Raw genomic sequence first — 21249 nt, 5'->3', positions numbered from 1 at the left:
GCGAAAACGAGTTCCGCGTTAGGATTGTTTGATACTCGGCCGGTTATTCTCTTCGGATGTCTGGTGCCACCGGCAAGTATTTGCCCTCCCGGAGAGAGCGAAGCATGCGGAATGCGTTTTTGACCGTGCTCGTTGCCGCTTTGATGCATTTTTCCGTTCAACCGGTGAACGCCGCCAATCTCATTGCCGATATCAGCCTGTCCTCGCAGACCATGACCGTGATGCAGAACGGCATCGTCATGTATCGCTGGAAGGTCTCTACCGCCCGCAGGGGCTATGTCACGCCGCGCGGTAGCTGGAAGGCAAAATGGCTCTCGCGTTACCATCGCTCGAGCAAATACGACGACGCCCCCATGCCCTTTGCGGTGTTCTTCAATGGCGGTTATGCCATTCATGCCACCTATGACATCAAGCGGCTCGGGCGCCCGGCCTCGCACGGCTGCGTGCGGCTGCATCCGAACAATGCCGCCGAGTTCTTCGCACTGGCGCAGCAGCACGGGCTGGAGAATACGCGTATCGTGATTACGCGGTGACGGCGCTGCCCATGCTGTCTCGTCCAGTTCGCTGACGGGATTTGCCCCTCATCCGGCTGCCGCCACCTTCTCCCCGCAGGCGGGGAGAAGGGACGCATGGCGCCGCCTTGCACCACGCTACTGTGGAGAAGGTGAGGCCAACAGCGAGCTCGTTCCCTCTCCCCGCCTGCGGGGAGAGGGTTAGGGTGAGGGGCAATCCCGCTCAAAAAGACATGAGGAGCAGCGTCGCAACGACGCCGAGCGCCGCTCAGTCGATGCCGGCCACATCCATCAGCCGGTCGAGGCTCGGCACGGTGACGTGGCGGCTGTTTTCGATGCGGATGACGTTGTCCTTGCGCAGCTTGGTGATCTGCCGGCTGACGGTTTCGATTGTCAGGCCCAGATAGTCGGCGATGTCGGCGCGGGAGAGCGGCAGGTCGAACTCCTTCGCGGTTCCCTGTTCCGGATCGACATGGGTGGCGATGATGTAGAGGAAGCTCGCCACCTTCTCCTGGGCCGTTTTCCGCCCGAGCGTCAGCATCCAGTCGCGCGCCTCGTCGAGTTCCTTGAGCGCCTGCTCATGCAGCCGGTGTTCGAGACCCGGCGCCTCGGAAACGAGCCGCTCGATGATGTTGCGCGGGAAGCAGCAGATGTCGGTGTCGACGGCCGCTTCCGCCGTCAGCGCGCTTTCGCGGGTGAAGGGGCGGCCCATGAAGTCGGGCGCGAACTGCAGGCCGACGATCTGCTGGCGGCCATCGGCCAGAACCTTGCTGAGCTTGACGACGCCGCTGATGATGTTGGCGTAGCTGTCGGTCGTTTCGCCCTGGCCGACGACCTCGCGGCCGGGCTCGATGCTGCGGCGGGTCGAGTGGCGGCTGAGGTCGAGCAGTTGATCCGGGGTGAGCGTCCCGCAAACGCCGCCATGACGCGCCTCGCAGGCCACGCAGACGGCCGGAATGTCCGAGTTATGGATATCCTTGCGGCGATGTTCGTTCACGATCTGCAATTCTTTCTACCTGCATGTCGTTGCTCTTACAGCGCCGCGCGTCTCATGAGAGGCGCAAAGGTCGCTGTAGCACTTTGAGGTGCTGCATGTCTTTTCCTTCAAAGGAAACATGCAGCAGAATGACCAAAGAGGATGCGGGTCGTTAAATCAAGAGTTGACAGGTGCTAATTCCGAAAGCGCGAAACAATGTCTCATGCTGGCTTGCGCATTGTCAATTTTAACGTGTTAATTCGGCGACTTGATCAAAATCAAAGGCGTCTCCGCGCATCCGCCCTATGCCATCGTCATGACAGCGGAGAGACCGATGGAAGACGCGCTTATCCTCAAATATGCAGGCCCGGTGCCGCGCTATACCAGCTACCCGACCGCCCCGCATTTTTCCGAGGCGGTGGGCCCTGCCGATTATGAAAGCTGGCTCGATGCGATCGGCCCGGGTGAGGCGATTTCGCTTTATGCCCATGTGCCCTATTGCGACCGGCTCTGTTGGTTCTGTGCCTGCCACACCAAGCAGACGCTGCGCTACGATCCCGTCGCAACCTATTTGCAGGGCCTGCATCGCGAGGTTGCATCGGTCGGCGGGCGGGTGAACCGCGAAGCCCGGGTAACGGCGCTGCATTTCGGCGGCGGTTCGCCGACGCTCGTCCGGCCGGGGGACATGATCGCGCTCAAGCGCAGCTTCACCGATCATTTCACCTTCGCGCCGGATTGCGAGATCAGCGTCGAGATGGATCCGAACGACCTCGACGAGGCGCGTCACGACGCGCTGGCGGCGATCGGGGTGACGCGGGCGAGCTTCGGCATCCAGGATTTCGACCCCGTGGTGCAGAAGGCGATCAATCGCATCCAGACCTACGAGCAGACCCGCGATGCGATCGAGGCGTCGCGGGCGAGGGGTGTCAGTTCGGTCAATTGCGACGTCCTTTACGGGCTTCCGTATCAGAGCCTTTCGTCACTGGAGCGGACGATGGAGGCGGTGCTGACGCTCGCACCCGATCGCGTCGCGCTCTTCGGTTACGCGCATGTGCCCTGGATGAAGACGCACCAGAAGATGATCCCGGACGAGAGCCTGCCCGGCGTGGTCGAGCGTTTCGCCCAGATGAGCCGGGCGGCCGAAATGCTGCTGTCGGCCGGCTACGAGGCGATCGGTATCGACCACTTCGCAAAGCCCGAAGACAGCCTGGCGCGCGCCAATCGGGAAGGGCGCCTCCGCCGCAATTTCCAGGGCTACACGGACGATGCGGCGGAATCGCTTGTTGGCCTCGGCGCCTCGGCGATCGGCCAGTTCCGTCAGGGTTATGTCCAGAACATGCCCGCGACCGGCGAATATCTGCGTCATGTGGAGCAGGCAGGCATGGCGGCGGTTCGCGGCTATCGCTTCACGCCGGACGACCGGTTGAGAGCAAAAGTGATCGCCGACATCATGTGCCGTTTCGCCTTCTCCTTTGACGATGTCGAACGGGCATTTCCGGGGTTGGCCGGTGCGGTGATCGAGGAGGCGCGGCTTTTCCGGGCGCGCGATCTCGACGGGCTAACGACGATCGAAAACGGTGTCTTCCGCCTCACAGAACGCGGACGGCCCTTTGCGCGATCGGTGGCGGCGAACTTCGACGCCTATCTCGGCAATGGTCGCGGTCGGCATTCGGTCGCCGTTTGAGGCGTAAGCCTGCAACACCGGTTTTCAATTCGCGAACGGTTGCAATCAAGGCCATTGGCTTTTGCGGCGCATTTACCTATAGGATCGCCGAGACTCGACTTAAGTTACTAGAGGTATGCGCGTGACAGCTACATTCGACAAGGTTGCCGACATCATTGCGGAGACGAGCGAGATCGATCGCGAGACGATCACGCCGGAAAGCCACACGATCGACGATCTCGGCATCGACAGCCTGGACTTCCTGGACATCGTCTTCGCGATCGACAAGGAATTCGGCATCAAGATCCCGCTCGAGCAGTGGACGCAGGAAGTCAACGAAGGCAAGGTCTCGACCGAAGAGTATTTCGTTCTGAAGAACCTCTGCGCCAAGATCGACGAACTGCGGGCTGCCAAGGGCTGATCGGGCTTTCGCCCAAGCCTTGCCGCACCAATTCCAATGCCGCCCGTCGCGCCCCGCGCTTGACAGGCGGCATTGGCGTTTTTACTTGAGCCCGAAACGAACGGCCCGAAAACGAACAGGGTGAGCCTCAATGCTCCTTGAATACTTCCAGATGATCGATCGTGTCGAAACGATCGATCTTTCGGCTGGCCGGCTGACGGCGCGGTCCGTCGTTCCCGAGAAGAGCCCGGTGTTCGAAGGCCATTTTCCAGGCTACCCGCTGGTGCCGGGCGTGCTGCTGATCGAGACCATGGCGCAGGCCTCCGGTTTCCTGGTGCTGGCCGCCACCAATTTTGCCGCCATGCCCTTCCTGATGTCGGTCGACGGCGCCAAGATGCGCACCTTCGTCGAGCCCTCGGCCGAACTCGAGATCGAGGCCTTCCTCGAGCATGAAGGTTCGGGCTTTGCCGTTACCAAGGCGAAGATCACCTCGGCTGGCAAGAAGGTCTGCGACGCTCAGCTCAAACTGAGGACGATGCCGTTCGATCAGGTTCCGCTCGGCGATATCGTTCGCAAGCGGGCCGAGGAACTGGGCCTGATGGCGGCACTTTCGGCGACAGCCGGTTCGGAGAAGTAAGATGACCAAATCCGCAAACGACGTTGTCATTACCGGCGTCGGCATCGTCACCAGCCAGGGCGTCGGCGTCGAGCCGCATCTGGCCCTCTTGAGCGCCGACGCTTCGCCGGCCGTGCGCGTCGAGACCGAGAAGTTCAGCCCCTATCCGGTGCATCCGCTGCCGGAAATCGACTGGTCGCAGCAGATCGCCAAGCGTGGCGACCAGCGCCAGATGGAAAACTGGCAGCGCCTTGGCGTCTTCGCCGCCGGTCTGGCGCTCGATGATGCCGGTCTCAAGGACAATCTCGAAGCCTGCGGCAGCATGGACATGATCGTCGCTGCCGGCGGCGGCGAGCGCGACATCAACGTCGACTCGCTGATCGTCGACGAAGCGCTGAAGCGCAACGATCGCGAACAGCTCCTCAACGAAAAACTGACCACCGAACTGCGCCCGACGCTGTTCCTCGCGCAGCTTTCCAACCTGCTCGCCGGCAACATCTCGATCGTGCACAAGGTCACCGGTTCGTCGCGCACCTTCATGGGCGAGGAAGCGGCCGGCATCTCGGCGATCGAAACCGCCTTCGCCCGCATCAAGGCCGGCCAGTCGAGCCATACGCTCGTCGGCGGCGCGTTCTCGGCCGAACGTCTCGACATCATTCTCCTGATCGAAGCGATCCAGGGCCATGCGCTCGGCGACTGGCACCCGATCTGGTCTCGCAGCAAGGATAATGGCGGCGGCATGATCCTCGGTTCGGTCGGTGCCTTCCTGGTGCTGGAATCGCGTGAATATGCCGAAGCCCGCGGCGCCCGCATCTATGCCACGATCGACGCGATCGGCGGCGACCGCGGCTCGCGTGAAAGCGGCAAGCTCGAAGCCCGCCTTGCCGATCTCGCCAAGCCGGCGGAGAAACTTGACCCGGCATCGACCGTCGTGTTCTCCGGCACCTCCGGTTTCCATGACCTGGTCGCGCGTGAGAAGGCGTTCCTCGAGGCGAAGCTGGCCGGGGCGCCGGTGCGCGCCTATGGCGGCCTCGTCGGCCACAGCATCGAAGCACAGTTTCCGCTGGGCCTGGCGCTCGCGGCCCTTTCGCTCGGCGAGGGCGCCAAGGTGCCGGCCTTCGATGCCGATGCAGAAAAGCCGATGACGGCAGCGGCCAAGGCCGCGGTGGTGACCACCATCGGCCATTCGCGCGGCGAAGGCGTCGCCGTCCTTTCGGCGGAATAACAGGAGCGGACCATGAGCAACGCTTACAAGGATCATCTCGGCCGCCCGATCATCGCCGTCACCGGCATGGGCGTCATCACCTCGCTCGGCCAGGGTGTCGAAGACAACTGGGCAGCGCTTTCAGGCGGCGTCTCGGGCATCCACAAGATCACCCGTTTCCCGACCGAGGGCTTGAACACCCGCATTTCCGGCACGGTCGATTTCATCGACATCCCCGCGAACAATGCCGTCGAGCGTTCCTATGCCATGGCGCGCGAAACGACGCTGGAAGCGCTGGCGCAGGCCGGCATTTCCGGCGATTTCAACGGCCCGCTGTTCCTGGCCGCCCCGCCGGTCGAGCCGGAATGGAGCGCGCGCTTCGAGCTTGCCGATCGTTCGCCGCCGTCGGAACAGCCGGGCGACGCCTATAATCGTTTCCTCGCCGCCATGCGCCAGAAGGCCGATCCGGTGTTCCATGAGGCCGTGCTCTTCGGCTCGATCTCGGAACGTCTTGCCGATCGCTTCGGCACGCGTGGCCTGCCGGTGACACTGTCGACCGCCTGTGCCTCGGGCGCCACCGCGATCCAGCTCGGCGTCGAGGCGATCCGCCAGGGCCGCACCGATCGTGCGCTGACGGTCGCGACCGATGGTTCGGTCAGCGCCGAGGCACTGATCCGCTTCGCGCTGCTTTCGGCGCTCTCCACCCAGAACGATCCGCCGGAAAAGGCGTCGAAGCCCTTCACCAAGGACCGTGACGGCTTCGTCATCGCCGAAGGTGCAGCGACCCTCGTGCTCGAATCTCTGGAAGCGGCGGTCGCCCGCGGCGCCCGCGTCTACGGCATCCTGAAGGGCTGCGGCGAAAAGGCCGACCTCTTCCACCGCACGCGCTCCTCGCCGGATGGTGGCCCGGCGATCGCGACGATCCGCGCGGCCCTTGCCGACGCCGGCATCGACGAAAACGGTATCGGCTACATCAATGCGCACGGCACCTCGACGCCCGAGAACGACAAGATGGAATACCTGTCGATGTCGAACGTCTTCGGCGATCGCCTGCCGTCGATCCCGGTCTCGTCTAACAAGTCGATGATCGGTCACACGCTGACGGCCGCCGGTGCGGTCGAGGCGGTGTTCTCGATCCAGACGATGCTGACCGGCACGCTGCCGCCGACGATCAACTACCAGAACCCCGATCCGGCGATCGTGCTCGACGTGGTGCCGAACGTGAAGCGCAGCCAGCAGGTGACTGCGGTGCTGTCGAACTCCTTCGGCTTCGGCGGCCAGAACGCCAGCCTCGTCATGACTGCCGAGCCGGCTTGAGTCTCACGAGGGCGATCGGCTCAGGCGTTACCCCCCTCTGCCCTGCCGGGCATCTCCCCCACAAGGGGGGAGATTGGATGTGGCGCCGTCTTGCCCTTCTAAGGCGCTAACGCTGAGACTTAGAGTGATTGGCTTGCCGCGGGTCGATCTCCCCCCTTGTGGGGGAGATGGCCGGCAGGCCAGAGGGGGGTGCAGCGCCACTCTCCCAAAGTGTATATATGCCCAGTCAGCACGGCACAGCCGCTCGACTAGATAGAGATTTAAAGGAAGAACCATGCGCGCCCTGCAACTGCTCGATGACCGCAAGCTCGAAATCACCGACATTCCGGAACCGGAAGCACCCGGCCCGGGTGAGGTGACGCTGCGCGTCAAGGCGGTAGCGCTCAACCATATCGACGTTTGGGGCTGGCGCGGCATGGCCTTTGCCAAGCGCAAGATGCCGCTCGTCATCGGGGCGGAAGCATCCGGCGTCGTCGACGCGATCGGTCCGGGCGTTTCGAGCGTGCTGCCGGGCCAGCTCGTCTCGATCTACGGCGCGCGCACCTGCGGTCTCTGCCGCCCGTGCAAGGAAGGTCGCGACAATCTCTGTGAACATGTCGGCGGCGTGCACGGCTTCCACCTCGACGGCTTCGCGCAGGAGAAGATCAACCTGCCGGCGCGCCTCTTGGTTCCGGCACCTCCGGGTGTCGACGCGGTCGGCGCAGCCCTTGCTCCGGTCACCTTCGGGACCGTCGAGCACATGCTGTTCGACAATGCCAAGCTCGAGCCCGGCGAAACGATCCTCGTCCATGCCGGCGGCTCCGGCATCGGCTCGGCGGCGATCCAGCTCGCCAAGAAGATCGGCTGCACCGTGATCACGACGGTGGGCTCTGACGACAAGATCGAGAAGGCGAAGGCGCTCGGCGCCGACCATGTCATCAACTACCGCACCGACCGCTTCGAAGGCGTGGTGCGCAAGCTCACCAAGAAGAAGGGCGTCGACGTCGTGTTCGAGCACGTCGGCAAGGACACCTGGGCGGGCTCCATGCTTTGCATGAAGCGCGGCGGCCGTCTGGTCACCTGTGGTTCCACCTCGGGCGTTTCCACTGACATGAACCTGATGATGCTGTTCCAGCAGCAGCTGAAGCTGCTCGGCTCCTTCGGCTGCCGCATGGAGAACATGGCGAATGCCATGCAGAAGATGGCGCGCGGCCTGGTGCATCCGGTCATCGATACGGAGGTCGGCCTCGACGAGATCGACCGGGCACTGGAGCGCATGGAATCGCGCCAGATCTTCGGCAAGATCATCCTGAAGATGGACTGATCGACGTGCGCATGCTGATCACACGGCTGGTGCTGGCGGCGGATCGTACCCGGCAGTGGCTGATTGCGCAGTTCGTCTTTCTGCTGCTGACGCTCCTGAAGATGTTTCCCGCCGACGGCGCGATCAACTTCATGGATCGCGCGGTGCGCTTCATCGGCCCGAAGACCGGGCGGCACAAGCTGACGCTCACCAATCTGCGAAACGCCTTTCCGGAAAAGAGCGATGCGGAGATCGAGGCGATCGCGCTCGAAAGCTGGGGCAACATGGGCCGCATGGCGGCCGAATACGTCTTCCTCGACCGTCTCTTCGACTTCGATCCGGAGCGCACGACGCCTGGCCGCATCGAAGTGTCGGGCATTCCGTTGTTCCTGGAGCTCCGGGACAATCCGCGCCCCTTCATCGTCTTCACCGCCCACAGCGGCAATTTCGAGATGCTGCCGGTTGCCGGCTCCGCCTTCGGTCTCGATGTGACGGTCTTGTTCCGCCCGCCGAACAATCCCTATGTGGCCGAGAAGGTGTTCAAGTTCCGCGAGGAGCGCATGGGCAATCTCGTGCCGTCGCATGCCGGCTCGTCCTTCGCGCTCGCTCGGCAGCTCGAACGCGGCCTGGGCGTTGGCGTTCTCGTCGACCAGAAGTTCCGCAAAGGGCTGAAGACCAAGTTCTTCGGCCAGGACGTGCAGACCAATCCGCTGCTTGCCAAGCTCGTCCGTCAGTTCAACTGCGAAGTCTATCCCGCCCGCTGCATCCGGTTGCCCGGCGGCCGTTTCCGGCTGGAGCTCGAGCCGGCGATCGCGATTCCGCGAAAGGCAGATGGCAATGTCGACGTCACCGCCACGGCGCAGGTGCTGAACGACAAGGTGGAAAGCTGGGTGAGGGAATATCCCGGCCAGTGGCTCTGGTATCACGACCGCTGGCACATCAAGCGCTACCTCAAGGACTGATTCCCTTCCGCACGAACAAGCGCGCTTGAGCTGGCTTCAGGGCGGCTTTGAGGATTTGGCGCGTCCGGACATAAAGCTCGGCGGTCGGCACTTTCGCCGGCCCGCCTGCGGCAGCGCATGCCGATTTTGTTTGAAAATGCTTCAAAAGGTTAAGTTTTTCTTTCTGCTGTTGAACGCTAATGCAATGAGTGTAAACTCAACGTTGTCTCGCGAGGGGAAGATTGCAAGCGCTTTGGATGACCGGAGCGGTGCGGTTTTACGCGGAAGTTGTGGGGAGAAGCATCAAAACTAGATCAGTGTCTGCAGCATCAACGCCTGTCTTGTAAGTTGCATCGAAGCGGCTCTGCCGTGGGGAATTGGGGTTTCGAATTGAACGCACTGATTGAGCTGTTCTGGTTCAAGTATTCGCAGCTGCAGTATGCCGTACGTACGGCAGACGAGCATTTGATCGGCATTCTGGATCGCGAATTGGATCCGATCCTCAGATCCGTCTACGACGAGAAGGCGGTGAGCGTCGAAGACGCCCGACTTCAGTTCCAGTTCCTGATCGACATCCTGCGGGTCGAAGCCGACGACATCTCCTGCGTCCTCCGGCACTCGCAACTGCTGCAATCGCTGATCAACCGCTATTTCGCGGCGACGGGCGCGGAGAAATTCGCCGACCTCCAGCTCGAGCGGCTGCCGGCCCAGCCGAGCAAGGGCAGGGCCGATGAAGGCCTGCTCAACGAGGCGATCCTCGACAGCTTCCCGGATCGCATCGCGGTGATTACGCCGGATTACCGCTACCTCTACACCAACCCGCGCAATGCCGAGCATCTGGAGAGCCGCCCGATGGACCTGATCGGCCGGCATATCGTCGAGTTCATCGGCATCCAGCGCTTCGAGCAGCGGGTGAAATCCTATCTCGATCGCTGTTTTGCGGGCGAGGTGGTCGACTATACCTTCGCCAAGACGGTCGATGCGCGCACGGTCGTCGTTCGCTGCCGGCTGACGCCGTGCATGTCCAGCACCGGCAAGCTCATCGGTGCGATCCTGGTGATCCAGGAACATGCCGACCGTCGCCGCGCGATCGCGGCCTGACGCTACAGCGCCGCGCGTCTTATGAGACGCGCAAAGGTCGCTGTAGCACTTTGATTTGCTGCATGTCTTCGTCCTTAAATCGAGGTCGATTTAAGGAGACATGCAGTAGACCCGTCGGCAAGGTCAAGCGAGACGATTTCCGGAATGAAGAAGCGCGACCGCAGTACGGCCGCGCTCAATCCCGTTCTCAAGTACGAGCTTGTCCCTGGCGCCTTCACTCGGCCGGCGAGGTGATGGCGCGCAGACATTCCCGCTCGAAGCCGACATGCCGCCTAAGGCTGGTAAAGAAGCCGCGCAGCATGTAGCCGGCCGTCTCGGCATTGACCGTCTGGTCGGCGGCGCCGAGACGCTCCAGCATTTCCGTCAGCTCTTCTGCGAAGCACTCGTCTTCGCAGTGCTCGTATTTCAGCCGCTCCAGCGTCGCGCCGAGAGTCGGATCGCCGCGGAAGGTGCGCTCGATCCACGGGAACACCAGGCTTTCCTCGCCGGAATGCAGCTCGCGGATCAGCGGTTGCAGCACCTTGGCGGCGTAGACGCATTTCTGCCGGTCGATTTCCGTGGGCAGGCTGTCGGCGATTTCCTCGAGGCTGTTGCAGAGCGCCAGTTGTTCTTCATGCGCGCGGGCGAGCCAGGCGAAGGGCTCGGCCATCGGGGCGGGGCGGGGAGGCGGCTCGGGCCGGCTCCGGATTCGTCCATCCTCAAAGGTCTTTTTCATCGGCTTCAGACGCCAGCTCCCATGGCGCTCCCTATTGTCTGCCGAGGATGATGCATTCGAGGCGCTCCAGCCTTGATCTGAATCAAGGCCGGGCTGCCCCGATTCTGACACTTTCCGGCAAGCTGCAGTGACGTGCCTCGTTCAGGGCGTGTCTCCGCGTGCGATCGGACCAAGTTGGGGACCCAACCATGAAATACACATTCGAGATGATCCTGCTCGGGGTCGGTGCATTCCTGGCGCTTGTCGGCGCCGGCTTTGCGCAGGACCGGCACTTTGAAGCCCATATGTGGGTGCTGTTCTTCGTGCTCCTCGCCGGCACCATCATGCTGATGCGACGCATCGAGTTCAGCCCGGTTTCCGCGGGCAGGGCGCCGCCGCCACCACCGCAGTCGGAATATTTCGACGAGGTGGTCAAGTATGGCGTGATCGCCACCGTCTTCTGGGGCGTCGTCGGCTTTCTCGTGGGCGTCGTGGTTGCGCTCCAGCTCGCCTTTCCGGACCTCAACATCGAACCCTGGTTCAACTTCGGCCGCATGCGGCCGCTGCACACCTCGGCAGTGATCTTTGCCTTCGGCGGCAACGCGCTGATCGCGACGTCCTTCTACATCGTCCAGCGCACCAGCCGCGCGCGCCTCTTCGGCGGCAATCTCGGCTGGTTCGTGTTCTGGGGCTACCAGCTCTTCATCGTCATGGCCGCCACCGGCTATCTGCTCGGCATCACCCAGTCCAAGGAATATGCGGAGCCGGAATGGTACGTCGACCTCTGGCTGACGATCGTCTGGGTTGCCTATCTCGTCGCCTTCCTCGGCACGCTGCTGACACGCAAGGAGCCGCATATCTATGTGGCCAACTGGTTCTACCTCGCCTTCATCGTCACGATCGCAATGCTGCACATCGTCAACAACCTGGCGGTGCCGGTTTCCTTCGTTGGCTCGAAGAGCTACTCGGCCTTCGCCGGCGTGCAGGATGCGCTGACGCAATGGTGGTACGGGCATAACGCCGTCGGCTTCTTCCTGACGGCTGGCTTCCTCGGCATGATGTATTACTTCATCCCCAAGCAGGCCAACCGCCCGGTCTATTCCTACCGGCTTTCGATCATCCACTTCTGGTCGCTGATCTTCATGTACATCTGGGCGGGTCCGCACCACCTGCACTATACGGCGCTGCCCGACTGGGCGCAGACGCTCGGCATGGTCTTCTCGGTCATGCTGTGGATGCCCTCCTGGGGCGGCATGATCAACGGCCTGATGACGCTCTCGGGCGCCTGGGACAAGATCCGCACCGACCCGATCATCCGCATGATGGTGATGGCCGTCGCCTTCTACGGCATGGCGACCTTCGAAGGTCCGATGATGTCGATCAAGACGGTCAACTCGCTCAGCCACTATACCGACTGGACCATCGGCCACGTGCATTCCGGCGCGCTCGGTTGGAACGGCCTCATCACCTTCGGCGCGATCTACTATCTCGTTCCGAAGCTGTGGAACCGCGAGCGCCTCTATAGCGTGCGCATGGTCAACTGGCACTTCTGGCTCGCCACCCTCGGCATCGTCGTCTACGCGGCAGTCATGTGGGTCGCCGGCATCCAGCAGGGCCTGATGTGGCGCGAGTACGACGACCAGGGCTTCCTCGTCTATTCCTTCGCGGAATCGGTCGCGGCCATGGTGCCCTACTACGTGCTGCGTGCACTTGGCGGCGCACTGTTCCTCTCCGGGGCTCTGCTCATGGCCTTCAACGTAACAATGACCATCCTCGGCCGCCAGCGCGACGAAGCTCCGATCTTCGGTGCGACGCCCGCGCTGAAAGCTGCGGAATAGGAGGGCATAGACCATGTCCATTCTCGACAAACACGCTTCGCTGGAGCGTAACGCCACCCTGCTGCTCGTCGGCTCGCTGCTCGTCGTCTCCATCGGCGGCATCGTGGAAATCGCGCCGCTCTTCTATCTCGAAAACACCATCGAGAAGGTGGAAGGCATGCGGCCCTATTCGCCGCTGGAGCTCGCCGGCCGCGACATCTATGTCCGCGAAGGCTGCTATGTCTGTCACAGCCAGATGATCCGCCCGTTCCGCGACGAAGTGGAGCGCTACGGCCATTACTCGCTGGCGGCGGAATCCATGTACGACCATCCGTTCCAGTGGGGCTCCAAGCGCACCGGGCCGGATCTTGCCCGCGTCGGCGACCGCTATTCCAACGAGTGGCACGTGCAGCACATGACCGAGCCGCGCTCGGTGGTGCCGGAATCGGTGATGCCGAGCTACGCCTTCCTCAAGGAGACGCCGCTCGACGTAAACAACATCGCCATGAACCTGAAGGCCAACAAGGCGGTCGGCGTTCCCTATACGGACGAGATGATCGACAACGCGCTGGCTGACATCAAGGCGCAGGCCGATCCGAATGCCGACACTTCGGGCGTCGAGGCGCGCTATCCGAAGGCCAAGCTCGGCGACTTCGACGGCAACCCGCAGAAGCTGACGGAGATGGATGCGCTCGTCGCCTATCTGCAGATGCTCGGCACGCTGGTCGACTTCTCCACCTACGACGACACCACCGGCTATCGCTAAGGAGAACGCAGATGGAAACCTACACGGCCATGCGTCAGTTCGCCGACAGCTGGGCGCTGCTTGCCATGACGCTCTTCTTCCTCGGCGTCGTCGCCTTCATCTTCCGGCCCGGCGCCAAGAAGGCCGCCGACCGGGCCGCAGCCATCCCCTTCGATCACGATGTGATCGAGACTCAAAAATCAGAGCGGCATGCGGGCGGAAAACCGCAGCACACTTTTGCTCATGCCGCTCGTAAGGAGGATTGATCCATGGCGGAAAAACACGTCGACGAAATCAGCGGCGTCGAGACCACCGGCCACGAATGGGACGGTATCCGCGAACTCAACAACCCGATGCCGCGCTGGTGGGTCTATACCTTCTACGCGACCATCGTCTGGGCGATCGGCTACATGATCGTCTATCCGGCGGTACCGCTCCTGACGGATGCCACCAAGGGCGTGCTCGGCTATTCGAGCCGCGCCGAGGTGAGCGCAGAGCTTGCAAGCGCCAAAGCCGCCCAGGCCGGCAACCTCGAAAAGATCGCCTCGAGTTCGATCGCCGATATCATGGCCGATCCGCAGCTCCAGCAGTTCGCCGTTTCCGGCGGCGCCTCGGCCTTCAAGGTCAACTGCGCCCAGTGCCACGGCTCGGGTGCGGCCGGTTCCGCCGGCTTCCCGAACCTGAACGACGACGACTGGCTCTGGGGCGGCAAGCCCGAGGAGATCTACCAGACGATCGCCCACGGCATCCGCTATGATGGCGACGGCGAGACCCGCGTTTCGGAAATGCCGTCGTTTACCGAAATCCTGCAGCCGGAAGAGATCAAGCAGACGGCAGCCTACGTCGTCAGCCTCACCGGCACGCCGTCGGACGTCTCGATGGTCGAGCCGGGCAAGGCATTGTTCGAGGCCAACTGTGCCTCGTGCCATGGCGCCGACGCCAAGGGCAACCGCGAGTTCGGCGCCCCGAACCTGGCTGACGCATTGTGGCTGAAGGGCGAGGGCGAGCAGGCGATCATCGCGCAGATGAAGGCGCCGAAGCACGGCGTCATGCCCGCCTGGCTGCCGCGCCTCGGCGACACCACGGTCAAGCAGCTCGCCGTCTTCGTGCATTCGCTGGGTGGCGGCGAGTAGGGCGCGCCGGCATTGAGCCGCGGTTGCCCCTCATCCGCCTACCGGCACCTTCTCCCCGGCTGCGGGGAGAAGGGCGCAAGCGGCTCCGGCTCCGCCCCCCCTCTACGGCTGAAGCTTGGCGAAGGTCCTGCGCCCAGCGTCTCTCTCCCCGCCTGCGGGGAGAGATGTCCGGCAGGACAGTGAGGGGCGAGATCGCCAAGCGCGCAGTGGCCGCGAGGCTCATAAGCCGAGAACATGTGGCCGCGCCTGCGACGCGGCCTTTCTCATTCCAGCGCGGCGGGACGTTGTCAGCTTTACTGCGCCGACCACACCGCCAGCTCATAACCATCCGGGTCGGCGAAGTGGAAGCGGCGGCCGCCGGGGAAGGAAAAGATCGGCTTGACGATCTTGCCGCCTGCCTTTTCGACACGGGCCTGTGTTTGCTCGAGATTGTCGGCATAGATGATGACCAGCGGTCCGCCGCTGCCGACAGGGCCGGTAGTCGTGAAGCCGCCGGTCAACCGGCCGTCCTGGAACTCGCAATATTCCGGGCCATAGTCGGTGAAGGTCCAGCCGAAGGCGCCGCCGTAGAAGGCCTTGCTCGCAGCGATGTCGGCGACGTTGAATTCGATATAGTCGATGCGGCTGTCGTTGCCCTTGTTACCCATTTTTCACCCTGTCTTTTCCGGATTCCATGAGAGATTTCAAAGTGGCGAGATCCTTCGCCACCCAACCGGCGTCGCCGGCAAATTGTTCCGCGCTCATGCCCGGCTGGCGCAGAAGCGTGAACATCACCTCCGCCCCGTCGCCGTTCGGCACGACGCGCAGCGCGTTGTTGACCTTGGTGCCATCTGCAAGCGTGACGAGATGATCGACGACGCCGAAGTCGTTGTCGGGGGCAAAGCGCACGCGCGCATCGCCGAGCGGTCCCGGCGCCAGCCAGTCCTCGCCGTCACGCGTGAGGCCTGACGAGAGGCCGGACGCCCAGCGGGGCATGTTCTCGTGCTTGGCCATGAAGGCATAGACCTCGTGCCAGTCGCGGTCGATGGTGGTGTGAACGATCTTCGCTTCAAGTGTTGCCATGCTTGGTTCTCCTGAACGCAGAATTAGCACGGGGGAGCGCGCCGGTCTTGAACGAAACGGCCAGTCAGGCGGCCTGCCGATGGCCGCCAAGCTGACGGCGGATCTCCGCAGGCGAAAGCGATGCCAGCTCCTTTGTCTCGCGCGAAAGATGCGCCTGGTCGGCGTAACCGGCATCGAGCGCAAGGATGCCGAGGCTCACCGACAGTTCGCGGCGGCAGGCTGCGAGGAAGCGTTGCAGGCGGAGAATGCGGTCGAGCGTCTTGGCGCCATAGCCGAAATGCTCGTGGCAGCGGCGGCGCAGCGTCCGTTCGCTGGTGCCGGTGGCAGCGGCCAGCGACCGGATTGGATTGTCCGAGGAATCATGATTCTGCTGCAGGTAGGCGAGGCAGGCGGCGACGTCGCTCGATGGCGGCGCAACCGCTGGCAGACGCTGCAGCACGGCCTCCGCCAGGATGTCGGCGCGGCGTGCCGAATCCGATGCGTCCTGAAGCTTTACGTCGAGTTCGCGCCCGGCCTTGCCCCAGAAGGCGTCGAGCGGGACGATTTCACCGGTGATCTCGGAAAGCGATGTGCGCAGGAAGGACGCGGCGACGCCCGGCCGGAAGCGCAGGCCGACGACCTTGGCGCCGGCGGCGATCACTGGAAAGGCGGCAACCCGGTCGGGGCCGGCGACCACGAGACCGCGATCCGACCAGAGGATATCGACGCAACCGTCGGGCACGACCGCGATCGGCGCGGGCGGTCCCGCCGGCATCTGGTGGCTCCAGAGGCATTCGACATGGCGGACAAGCGCTGGAGGTGCGGCGCGCTCGCGATAGATCCCGTGCTGCTTTGCAAGCGTCAGCGGCTCTTGGGAGCCGTCCATGCCGTGTCCTCCACGCTTCGGCCCGTGCCCGATTGCCTCTTTGCGCGACCTGATCTCGCCGGCGATCTGGCCCAGCAGCTCCGGATACGGCGTGAAACACCGGATCGAGACCCTGCCGCCTAGAGGCGAAATAGTCCTTCGTCAGTTCGGCAATGGTACCGGAGAGGAGCAGGATGGCAATCCGCCGCGTCGAACATGGTGGGGATGCGCTCCGACGCCCACCCTGGACCTTTCGCCGCATGCGGGCGCTTTGGCCCGCAAACTTGACACAGATCAACGTTTTCGGCGGCCAAATCGGGCAAAACGTGGTGCAATACATGACATATCCGGGGATTTCCCACAAATGAGCCCTCATCCAGCCGCAAATCCTGCCTCTGTCGAACGTCACGAGGCCGAACCGGTCAATGCGGCGCATGTGCGCAAGCCGCTTTACGAAAAACGCAAGAAGATCTTCCCGAAGCGCGCCGAGGGCAGTTTCCGCCGCTTCAAGTGGCTGGTGATGCTGGTGACGCTCGGCATCTACTATCTGACGCCGTGGATCCGCTGGGATCGCGGCGCGCATGCGCCCGACCAGGCGGTGCTCGTCGATCTCGCCGCCCGGCGCTTCTATTTCTTCTTCATCGAGATCTGGCCGCAGGAATTCTTCTTCGTTGCCGGCCTGCTCGTCATGGCGGGCTTCGGCCTGTTCCTGGTGACCTCGGCCGTCGGTCGCGCCTGGTGCGGCTATACCTGTCCGCAGACCGTGTGGGTCGATCTGTTCCTGGTGGTGGAACGCTTCATCGAGGGCGACCGCAATGCCCGCATGAAGCTCGATGCCGGGCCGTGGACGCTCGACAAGATCGGCAAGCGCGTGTCGAAGCATTCGATCTGGATCCTGATCGGCATCGCCACCGGCGGTGCCTGGATCTTCTATTTCGCCGATGCGCCGACGCTGCTCAAAAGCTTCGTTTCGCTCGAAGCGCCGGCTGTCGCCTACATGACCGTCGGCATCCTGACAGCCACCACCTATGTCTTCGGCGGCCTGATGCGCGAGCAGGTCTGCACCTATATGTGCCCGTGGCCGCGCATCCAGGCGGCGATGCTGGATGAGAACTCGCTTGTCGTGACTTACAACGACTGGCGCGGCGAGCCGCGCTCGCGCCACCAGAAGAAGGCGGTGGCAGCAGGCGAGGCGGTCGGCGATTGCGTCGATTGCAACGCCTGCGTCGTCGTCTGTCCAATGGGCATCGACATCCGCGACGGCCAGCAGCTCGAATGCATCACCTGCGCGCTCTGCATCGACGCCTGCAACGGCGTCATGGACAAGCTCGGCCGCGAGCGCGGGCTGATTTCCTACGCGACGCTGAACGATTATGCGTCCAACATGGCGCTCGCCACCGATGGCGGCACGACGGCCATCGACCCGAGCCGGGTTCGCGATGCGGACGGCGCCTTCTCCGACAAGGTTCGCCATTTCAACTGGAAGATCGTCTTCCGCCCGCGCGTGCTGCTCTATCTCGGGGTCTGGACGCTCGTCGGCATCGGTCTGCTCTATGCGCTACTGTCGCGCGACCGGCTGGAACTCAACGTGCTGCACGACCGCAACCCGCAATTCGTCGTCGAATCCGATGGCTCGGTGCGCAACGGCTACATGGTCAAGCTCTTGAACATGATCCCCGAACAACGCACCATCACGCTCGCGATCGAGGGCATGCCCTCGGCGACGATGCGCCTTGCCGGTCATGCCCCGGGCGACGGCCGCACCTTTGCCGTCGGGGTCGATCCGGACAAGGTGACGGCGGTCAAGGTGTTCGTGACTCTGCCGAAGGAGAAGCTTGGCGAAGCGGCCGATGGTTTCAGCCTGATCGTCGAGGATCCGTCGAGCCACGAGCGCGACGTCTACAAGGCCAACTTCAACAGCCCGGGAGCCGCGAAATGACAATGAATCAGCTAGGGGCGAACCAGGCAGGGGCGAAACAGGCAAAGGCACCGCGCCCCTTTACCGGCTGGCACATGCTGGGCGTCATGGTGCTGTTCTTCGGCACGATCATCACCGTCAACGTGATCATGGCCTGGAACGCCAGCCATAGCTGGAGCGGGCTGGTGGTTCAGAACACCTATGTCGCGAGCCAGCAGTTCAACGGCAAGGTGAAGGAGGCGAAGGCCTTTGCCGCCAGCGGTCTCGACGGCAAGCTCGCGATCGAGCCCGGTGCCCTGCGCTATACGCTGACGCGCCAGGGCAGGCCGGAGCTGACCGCCGACAAGGTGGTCGCGATCCTGAAGCGCCCGGTCGAGGAGCATGAGGATGTGACCGTCGAGATGGCGCATCAGGGCGAGGGTGTCTTCGTCGCCGCCGCGGTTCTCAAGCGCGGTCAGTGGATCGCCGACATTACGGCGACCAAGGGCGATACCGTCGTCTATCGCCAGGCGGTCCGCTTCATGGTGCCGGGAGAGACCCCATGAGCTGCTGCGCTCCCGGGACCGAAATGGCTCTGGAGATCGACAGGGCTGGACAGGGGCTGCCAAGCTCGGAAGAGCTGTGGCTGACGAGCCGGTCGCTTGGCGGCGGGCTGCGCCAGACGGATCTCAGCGTGCCCGGCGTGCATTGCGGCGCCTGCATCATGACACTCGAGGGTGCCTTGAAAGCGCGGCCCGAGGTCGAGCGGGCGCGGGTGAACCTTTCGTCGCGGCGCGTGTCGATCGTCTGGAAGGAAGAGGTCGACGGCGCCCGCACCGAGCCGCAGGAACTGGCGCGCACCATTCGCGCCCGCGGCTATGAGACCCATCTCTTCGCGCCGGGCGAGGAGGAGGGCGACCAGACGCTGAAGAAACTGGTGCGCGCCGTCGCCGTCTCGGGCTTCGCCTCGGCCAATATCATGCTGCTTTCGGTCTCCGTCTGGTCGGGGGCGGAAGCGGCCACCCGCGATCTCTTCCACTGGATCTCGGCGCTCATTGCCGCGCCGACGCTGATCTATGCTGGGCGCTTCTTCTATGCGTCTGCGTGGAACGCCTTGAAGCACGGCCGCACCAACATGGATGTGCCGATTGCGCTCGCGATCACGCTGTCCTTCTCGATCTCGCTCTATGAGACGATCACCCATGGCACCCATGCCTGGTTCGACGGCACGGTGATGCTGCTCTTCTTCCTGCTGATCGGCCGCACGCTCGACCATATGATGCGCGGACGCGCCCGCTCGGCGATCAGCAGCCTCGCGCGGCTTTCGCCGCGCGGCGCCATGGTCCTCGATGCGGCCGGCGGGCGGGAATATCGTCCCGTCGACGAGATCAAGCCGGGCGAGAAGCTGGCGATATCAGCCGGCGAGCGCATCCCGGTCGACGGCCGCATTCTCACGGGGGCGAGCGATCTCGATCGCTCGATCGTCAACGGCGAGAGCGCACCCGCAGCGGTCAAGAGCGGCGACACGGTCGAGGCCGGCACACTGAACCTCACCGGACCGCTGACGATCGAGGCGACGGCTGCGGCGCGCGACTCGCTGCTTGCCGAGATCATGGGGCTGATGGAGGCCGCCGAAGGGGGCAGGGCGCGGTACCGCCGCATCGCCGACCGGGCGGCGCAATATTATTCGCCGGCGGTGCATCTGCTCGCGCTTTTGAGCTTCATCGGCTGGATGTTCGTCAATGGCGATTTCCACCATGCGATGCTGGTCGCGGTCGCGGTGCTGATCATCACCTGCCCCTGCGCGCTCGGCCTTGCCGTGCCGGTCGTACAGGTCATTGCCGCCGGACGGCTTTTCCAGAACGGTGTCATGGTCAAGGACGGCTCGGCCATGGAGCGGCTCGCCGAGATCGATACCGTGCTGCTCGACAAGACCGGCACGCTGACGATGGGCGAGCCTCGGCTCGTCAACGGCCAGGACATTCCGCCATCGGTGCTGGCGACGGCGGCTGGACTTGCCGCCCATTCGCGCCATCCGCTGGCGATGGCCATTCACGACGCCGCGAAGCTTGCACCTGTCATTGCCGGCGAGATCAGGGAAATCCCCGGTGCCGGCATCGAAGTCCACACGGAGGCGGGCGTCTATCGGCTCGGCAGCCGCGCCTTTGCCTGCGGCGATGCCGGCGAGGCGAGCGGCCAGTCCGAGGCGGTTCTCTCGCTCGACGGCCACGAACTCGCCTGCTTCCGCTTCGAGGACCGGTTGCGGCCCTTCGCCCGCGAAAGCATCGAGGAACTCGGGCGGCTGGGTCTGTCGACCGGCATTCTTTCGGGCGACCGCGCGCCTGTCGTCGCGGCGCTTGCCCACCGGGTCGGCATCGCACGCTTCCAGGCGGAACTGACACCGCGCGGCAAGGTCGATGAGTGCGCGGCTGCCGCCGAGGGCGGTCACCGCGTACTGATGGTCGGCGACGGTATCAACGACGCCCCAGCGCTGCGGGCAGCGCACGTGTCGATGGCGCCGGCAACGGCGGCGGACGTCGGCCGCCAGGCGGCGGACTTCGTCTTCCTGCACCAGGGGCTCAATGCCGTGCCGATGGCGATCGACACGTCGCGCCGGGCCGGGCGACTGATCCGCCAGAATTTTGCGCTGGCGATCGGCTACAACGTGATCGCCGTGCCGATCGCGATCCTCGGCTATGCGACGCCGCTGATCGCAGCGGTTGCCATGTCAACCTCGTCGGTGATCGTCGTTGCCAATGCCTTGCGCCTGCGCGCCGCCACGGGCAATGTCGCCGAGGCGGCACCGGACGGCCGGGCGCCCGCCACCCTGCGACCGGTCGGGAATGCCTCATGAACACGCTGATCTATCTCATCCCCATCGCGCTGTTTCTGGGCGGCATCGGGCTTGCCGCCTTCCTCTGGGCACTGAAGAGCGGGCAGTATGAAGACCTCGAAGGCGCGTCCTGGCGGGTGCTCGACGATGGCGACGGCAAGCCCGAAAAGAAGTGATTTTGTCAGGAATCGCTTGTCGTTAATCGATTTGAA

At 63.7% G+C, this 21249-nt stretch carries 21 protein-coding genes and 1 pseudogene; 17 read left to right on the top strand and 5 right to left on the bottom strand.

What is annotated here, in order from left to right; all coding sequences use genetic code 11:
- Positions 1-143: 143 nt before the first annotated feature.
- Positions 144-533 carry a L,D-transpeptidase gene (locus tag QM996_RS08675; RefSeq protein WP_500270278.1) on the top strand — a complete coding sequence of 130 codons (390 nt, stop codon included), beginning with the start codon at positions 144-146 and terminating at the stop codon, positions 531-533.
- A gap of 247 nt (positions 534-780) precedes the next feature.
- On the opposite strand, the gene QM996_RS08670 is transcribed toward QM996_RS08675, so the two are convergent.
- Positions 781-1518, bottom strand: a complete 738-nt coding sequence (locus QM996_RS08670) for a Crp/Fnr family transcriptional regulator (RefSeq protein ID WP_500270073.1) — start codon at positions 1516-1518, stop codon at positions 781-783.
- 304 nt (positions 1519-1822) lie between these two features.
- Between QM996_RS08670 and hemN the strand changes: the two genes are divergently transcribed.
- The 8 genes from hemN to QM996_RS08630 all read left to right on the top strand — a co-directional run bounded on the left by hemN (position 1823) and on the right by QM996_RS08630 (position 10012).
- A complete protein-coding gene (hemN, locus tag QM996_RS08665; protein ID WP_500270072.1) occupies positions 1823-3172 on the top strand; it encodes an oxygen-independent coproporphyrinogen III oxidase in 1350 nt (449 codons plus the stop codon).
- A gap of 115 nt (positions 3173-3287) precedes the next feature.
- Positions 3288-3572, top strand: a complete 285-nt coding sequence (locus QM996_RS08660; protein ID WP_089044188.1) for an acyl carrier protein — start codon at positions 3288-3290, stop codon at positions 3570-3572.
- Between the two features lie 130 nt (positions 3573-3702).
- The gene (locus tag QM996_RS08655; protein ID WP_500270071.1) at positions 3703-4188 is read left to right on the top strand and encodes a 3-hydroxyacyl-ACP dehydratase FabZ family protein; all 486 of its coding nucleotides are present in this window, start codon (positions 3703-3705) and stop codon (positions 4186-4188) included.
- 1 nt (position 4189) lies between these two features.
- The gene (locus tag QM996_RS08650) at positions 4190-5392 is read left to right on the top strand and encodes a beta-ketoacyl-ACP synthase II (RefSeq protein ID WP_500270070.1); all 1203 of its coding nucleotides are present in this window, start codon (positions 4190-4192) and stop codon (positions 5390-5392) included.
- Between the two features lie 12 nt (positions 5393-5404).
- Positions 5405-6688 (top strand): beta-ketoacyl-ACP synthase II, encoded by a 1284-nt coding sequence (locus tag QM996_RS08645; RefSeq protein WP_500270069.1) that lies wholly within the window; start codon positions 5405-5407, stop codon positions 6686-6688.
- 274 nt (positions 6689-6962) lie between these two features.
- Entirely contained in the window at positions 6963-7991 is a 1029-nt protein-coding gene (locus QM996_RS08640; RefSeq protein ID WP_500270068.1) for a zinc-binding dehydrogenase, read from the top strand.
- Between the two features lie 11 nt (positions 7992-8002).
- Positions 8003-8932 carry a lipid A biosynthesis lauroyl acyltransferase gene (locus QM996_RS08635; protein ID WP_500270277.1) on the top strand — a complete coding sequence of 310 codons (930 nt, stop codon included), beginning with the start codon at positions 8003-8005 and terminating at the stop codon, positions 8930-8932.
- 369 nt (positions 8933-9301) lie between these two features.
- Positions 9302-10012 (top strand): PAS domain-containing protein, encoded by a 711-nt coding sequence (locus QM996_RS08630; RefSeq protein WP_429807592.1) that lies wholly within the window; start codon positions 9302-9304, stop codon positions 10010-10012.
- A 214-nt stretch (positions 10013-10226) separates the two neighbouring features.
- On the opposite strand, the gene QM996_RS08625 is transcribed toward QM996_RS08630, so the two are convergent.
- Positions 10227-10661 carry a hemerythrin domain-containing protein gene (locus QM996_RS08625; protein WP_500270276.1) on the bottom strand — a complete coding sequence of 145 codons (435 nt, stop codon included), beginning with the start codon at positions 10659-10661 and terminating at the stop codon, positions 10227-10229.
- Between the two features lie 254 nt (positions 10662-10915).
- Between QM996_RS08625 and ccoN the strand changes: the two genes are divergently transcribed.
- From ccoN to ccoP, 4 genes and pseudogenes are all read left to right on the top strand, one after another.
- Entirely contained in the window at positions 10916-12544 is a 1629-nt protein-coding gene (gene ccoN, locus QM996_RS08620; RefSeq protein WP_500270067.1) for a cbb3-type cytochrome c oxidase subunit I, read from the top strand.
- 13 nt (positions 12545-12557) lie between these two features.
- Positions 12558-13289 (top strand): cbb3-type cytochrome c oxidase subunit II, encoded by a 732-nt coding sequence (ccoO, locus tag QM996_RS08615; protein ID WP_500270066.1) that lies wholly within the window; start codon positions 12558-12560, stop codon positions 13287-13289.
- A gap of 11 nt (positions 13290-13300) precedes the next feature.
- A pseudogene (locus QM996_RS08610) lies at positions 13301-13450 on the top strand (cbb3-type cytochrome c oxidase subunit 3); the annotation flags it as partial.
- Positions 13451-13537: 87 nt separating this feature from the next.
- The gene (gene ccoP / locus QM996_RS08605) at positions 13538-14401 is read left to right on the top strand and encodes a cytochrome c family protein (protein WP_500270065.1); all 864 of its coding nucleotides are present in this window, start codon (positions 13538-13540) and stop codon (positions 14399-14401) included.
- Positions 14402-14694: 293 nt separating this feature from the next.
- Here ccoP and QM996_RS08600 read toward each other — a convergent pair whose 3' ends face one another.
- From QM996_RS08600 to QM996_RS08590, 3 genes are all read right to left on the bottom strand, one after another.
- The gene (locus QM996_RS08600; RefSeq protein WP_500270064.1) at positions 14695-15048 is read right to left on the bottom strand and encodes a VOC family protein; all 354 of its coding nucleotides are present in this window, start codon (positions 15046-15048) and stop codon (positions 14695-14697) included.
- Positions 15041-15463 carry an SRPBCC family protein gene (locus QM996_RS08595; protein WP_500270063.1) on the bottom strand — a complete coding sequence of 141 codons (423 nt, stop codon included), beginning with the start codon at positions 15461-15463 and terminating at the stop codon, positions 15041-15043. The genes QM996_RS08600 and QM996_RS08595 overlap by 8 nt, the downstream gene beginning before the upstream one ends.
- A gap of 64 nt (positions 15464-15527) precedes the next feature.
- Positions 15528-16328, bottom strand: a complete 801-nt coding sequence (locus tag QM996_RS08590; protein WP_500270275.1) for an AraC family transcriptional regulator — start codon at positions 16326-16328, stop codon at positions 15528-15530.
- Between the two features lie 343 nt (positions 16329-16671).
- Here QM996_RS08590 and ccoG point away from each other — a divergent pair, with 343 nt between their 5' ends.
- The 4 genes from ccoG to ccoS are packed head-to-tail and all read left to right on the top strand — an operon-like array spanning position 16672 to position 21213.
- Complete coding sequence (gene ccoG, locus QM996_RS08585) at positions 16672-18246, top strand: RdxA/RdxB/FixG family protein (RefSeq protein ID WP_500270062.1); 1575 nt, start codon at positions 16672-16674, stop codon at positions 18244-18246.
- A gap of 2 nt (positions 18247-18248) precedes the next feature.
- The gene (locus tag QM996_RS08580; protein ID WP_500270274.1) at positions 18249-18770 is read left to right on the top strand and encodes a FixH family protein; all 522 of its coding nucleotides are present in this window, start codon (positions 18249-18251) and stop codon (positions 18768-18770) included.
- Positions 18767-21058, top strand: a complete 2292-nt coding sequence (locus QM996_RS08575; RefSeq protein ID WP_500270061.1) for a cation-translocating P-type ATPase — start codon at positions 18767-18769, stop codon at positions 21056-21058. The genes QM996_RS08580 and QM996_RS08575 overlap by 4 nt, the downstream gene beginning before the upstream one ends.
- On the top strand, positions 21055-21213 hold the full coding sequence (gene ccoS / locus QM996_RS08570; RefSeq protein WP_034788403.1) for a cbb3-type cytochrome oxidase assembly protein CcoS: 159 nt from the start codon (positions 21055-21057) through the stop codon (positions 21211-21213). Before QM996_RS08575 ends, ccoS begins: the two co-directional genes overlap by 4 nt.
- The last annotated feature ends 36 nt before the right edge of the window (positions 21214-21249 follow it).

The organism is Sinorhizobium chiapasense (genome assembly GCF_045277575.1).
In the GTDB taxonomy this organism is placed as follows: Bacteria; Pseudomonadota; Alphaproteobacteria; order Rhizobiales; family Rhizobiaceae; genus Ensifer; species Ensifer chiapasense_A.
Note: the sequence above shows the minus strand (reverse complement) of the source record. Positions and strands in the feature narration are given on the sequence as shown.

Excerpts from the sequence above, each read along its gene's own strand:
- QM996_RS08675 (WP_500270278.1), top strand. The coding sequence starts at position 144 with ATGCATTTTTCCGTTCAACCGGTGAACGCCGCCAATCTCATTGCCGAT.
- hemN (WP_500270072.1), top strand. The coding sequence starts at position 1,823 with ATGGAAGACGCGCTTATCCTCAAATATGCAGGCCCGGTGCCGCGCTAT.
- QM996_RS08660 (WP_089044188.1), top strand. The coding sequence starts at position 3,288 with ATGCGCGTGACAGCTACATTCGACAAGGTTGCCGACATCATTGCGGAG.
- QM996_RS08655 (WP_500270071.1), top strand. The coding sequence starts at position 3,703 with ATGCTCCTTGAATACTTCCAGATGATCGATCGTGTCGAAACGATCGAT.
- QM996_RS08650 (WP_500270070.1), top strand. The coding sequence starts at position 4,190 with ATGACCAAATCCGCAAACGACGTTGTCATTACCGGCGTCGGCATCGTC.
- QM996_RS08645 (WP_500270069.1), top strand. The coding sequence starts at position 5,405 with ATGAGCAACGCTTACAAGGATCATCTCGGCCGCCCGATCATCGCCGTC.
- QM996_RS08640 (WP_500270068.1), top strand. The coding sequence starts at position 6,963 with ATGCGCGCCCTGCAACTGCTCGATGACCGCAAGCTCGAAATCACCGAC.
- QM996_RS08635 (WP_500270277.1), top strand. The coding sequence starts at position 8,003 with ATGCTGATCACACGGCTGGTGCTGGCGGCGGATCGTACCCGGCAGTGG.
- QM996_RS08625 (WP_500270276.1), bottom strand. The coding sequence starts at position 10,661 with ATGGCCGAGCCCTTCGCCTGGCTCGCCCGCGCGCATGAAGAACAACTG.
- ccoN (WP_500270067.1), top strand. The coding sequence starts at position 10,916 with ATGAAATACACATTCGAGATGATCCTGCTCGGGGTCGGTGCATTCCTG.
- ccoO (WP_500270066.1), top strand. The coding sequence starts at position 12,558 with ATGTCCATTCTCGACAAACACGCTTCGCTGGAGCGTAACGCCACCCTG.
- ccoP (WP_500270065.1), top strand. The coding sequence starts at position 13,538 with ATGGCGGAAAAACACGTCGACGAAATCAGCGGCGTCGAGACCACCGGC.
- QM996_RS08600 (WP_500270064.1), bottom strand. The coding sequence starts at position 15,048 with ATGGGTAACAAGGGCAACGACAGCCGCATCGACTATATCGAATTCAAC.
- QM996_RS08595 (WP_500270063.1), bottom strand. The coding sequence starts at position 15,463 with ATGGCAACACTTGAAGCGAAGATCGTTCACACCACCATCGACCGCGAC.
- QM996_RS08590 (WP_500270275.1), bottom strand. The coding sequence starts at position 16,328 with ATGGACGGCTCCCAAGAGCCGCTGACGCTTGCAAAGCAGCACGGGATC.
- ccoG (WP_500270062.1), top strand. The coding sequence starts at position 16,672 with ATGAGCCCTCATCCAGCCGCAAATCCTGCCTCTGTCGAACGTCACGAG.
- QM996_RS08580 (WP_500270274.1), top strand. The coding sequence starts at position 18,249 with ATGAATCAGCTAGGGGCGAACCAGGCAGGGGCGAAACAGGCAAAGGCA.
- QM996_RS08575 (WP_500270061.1), top strand. The coding sequence starts at position 18,767 with ATGAGCTGCTGCGCTCCCGGGACCGAAATGGCTCTGGAGATCGACAGG.
- ccoS (WP_034788403.1), top strand. The coding sequence starts at position 21,055 with ATGAACACGCTGATCTATCTCATCCCCATCGCGCTGTTTCTGGGCGGC.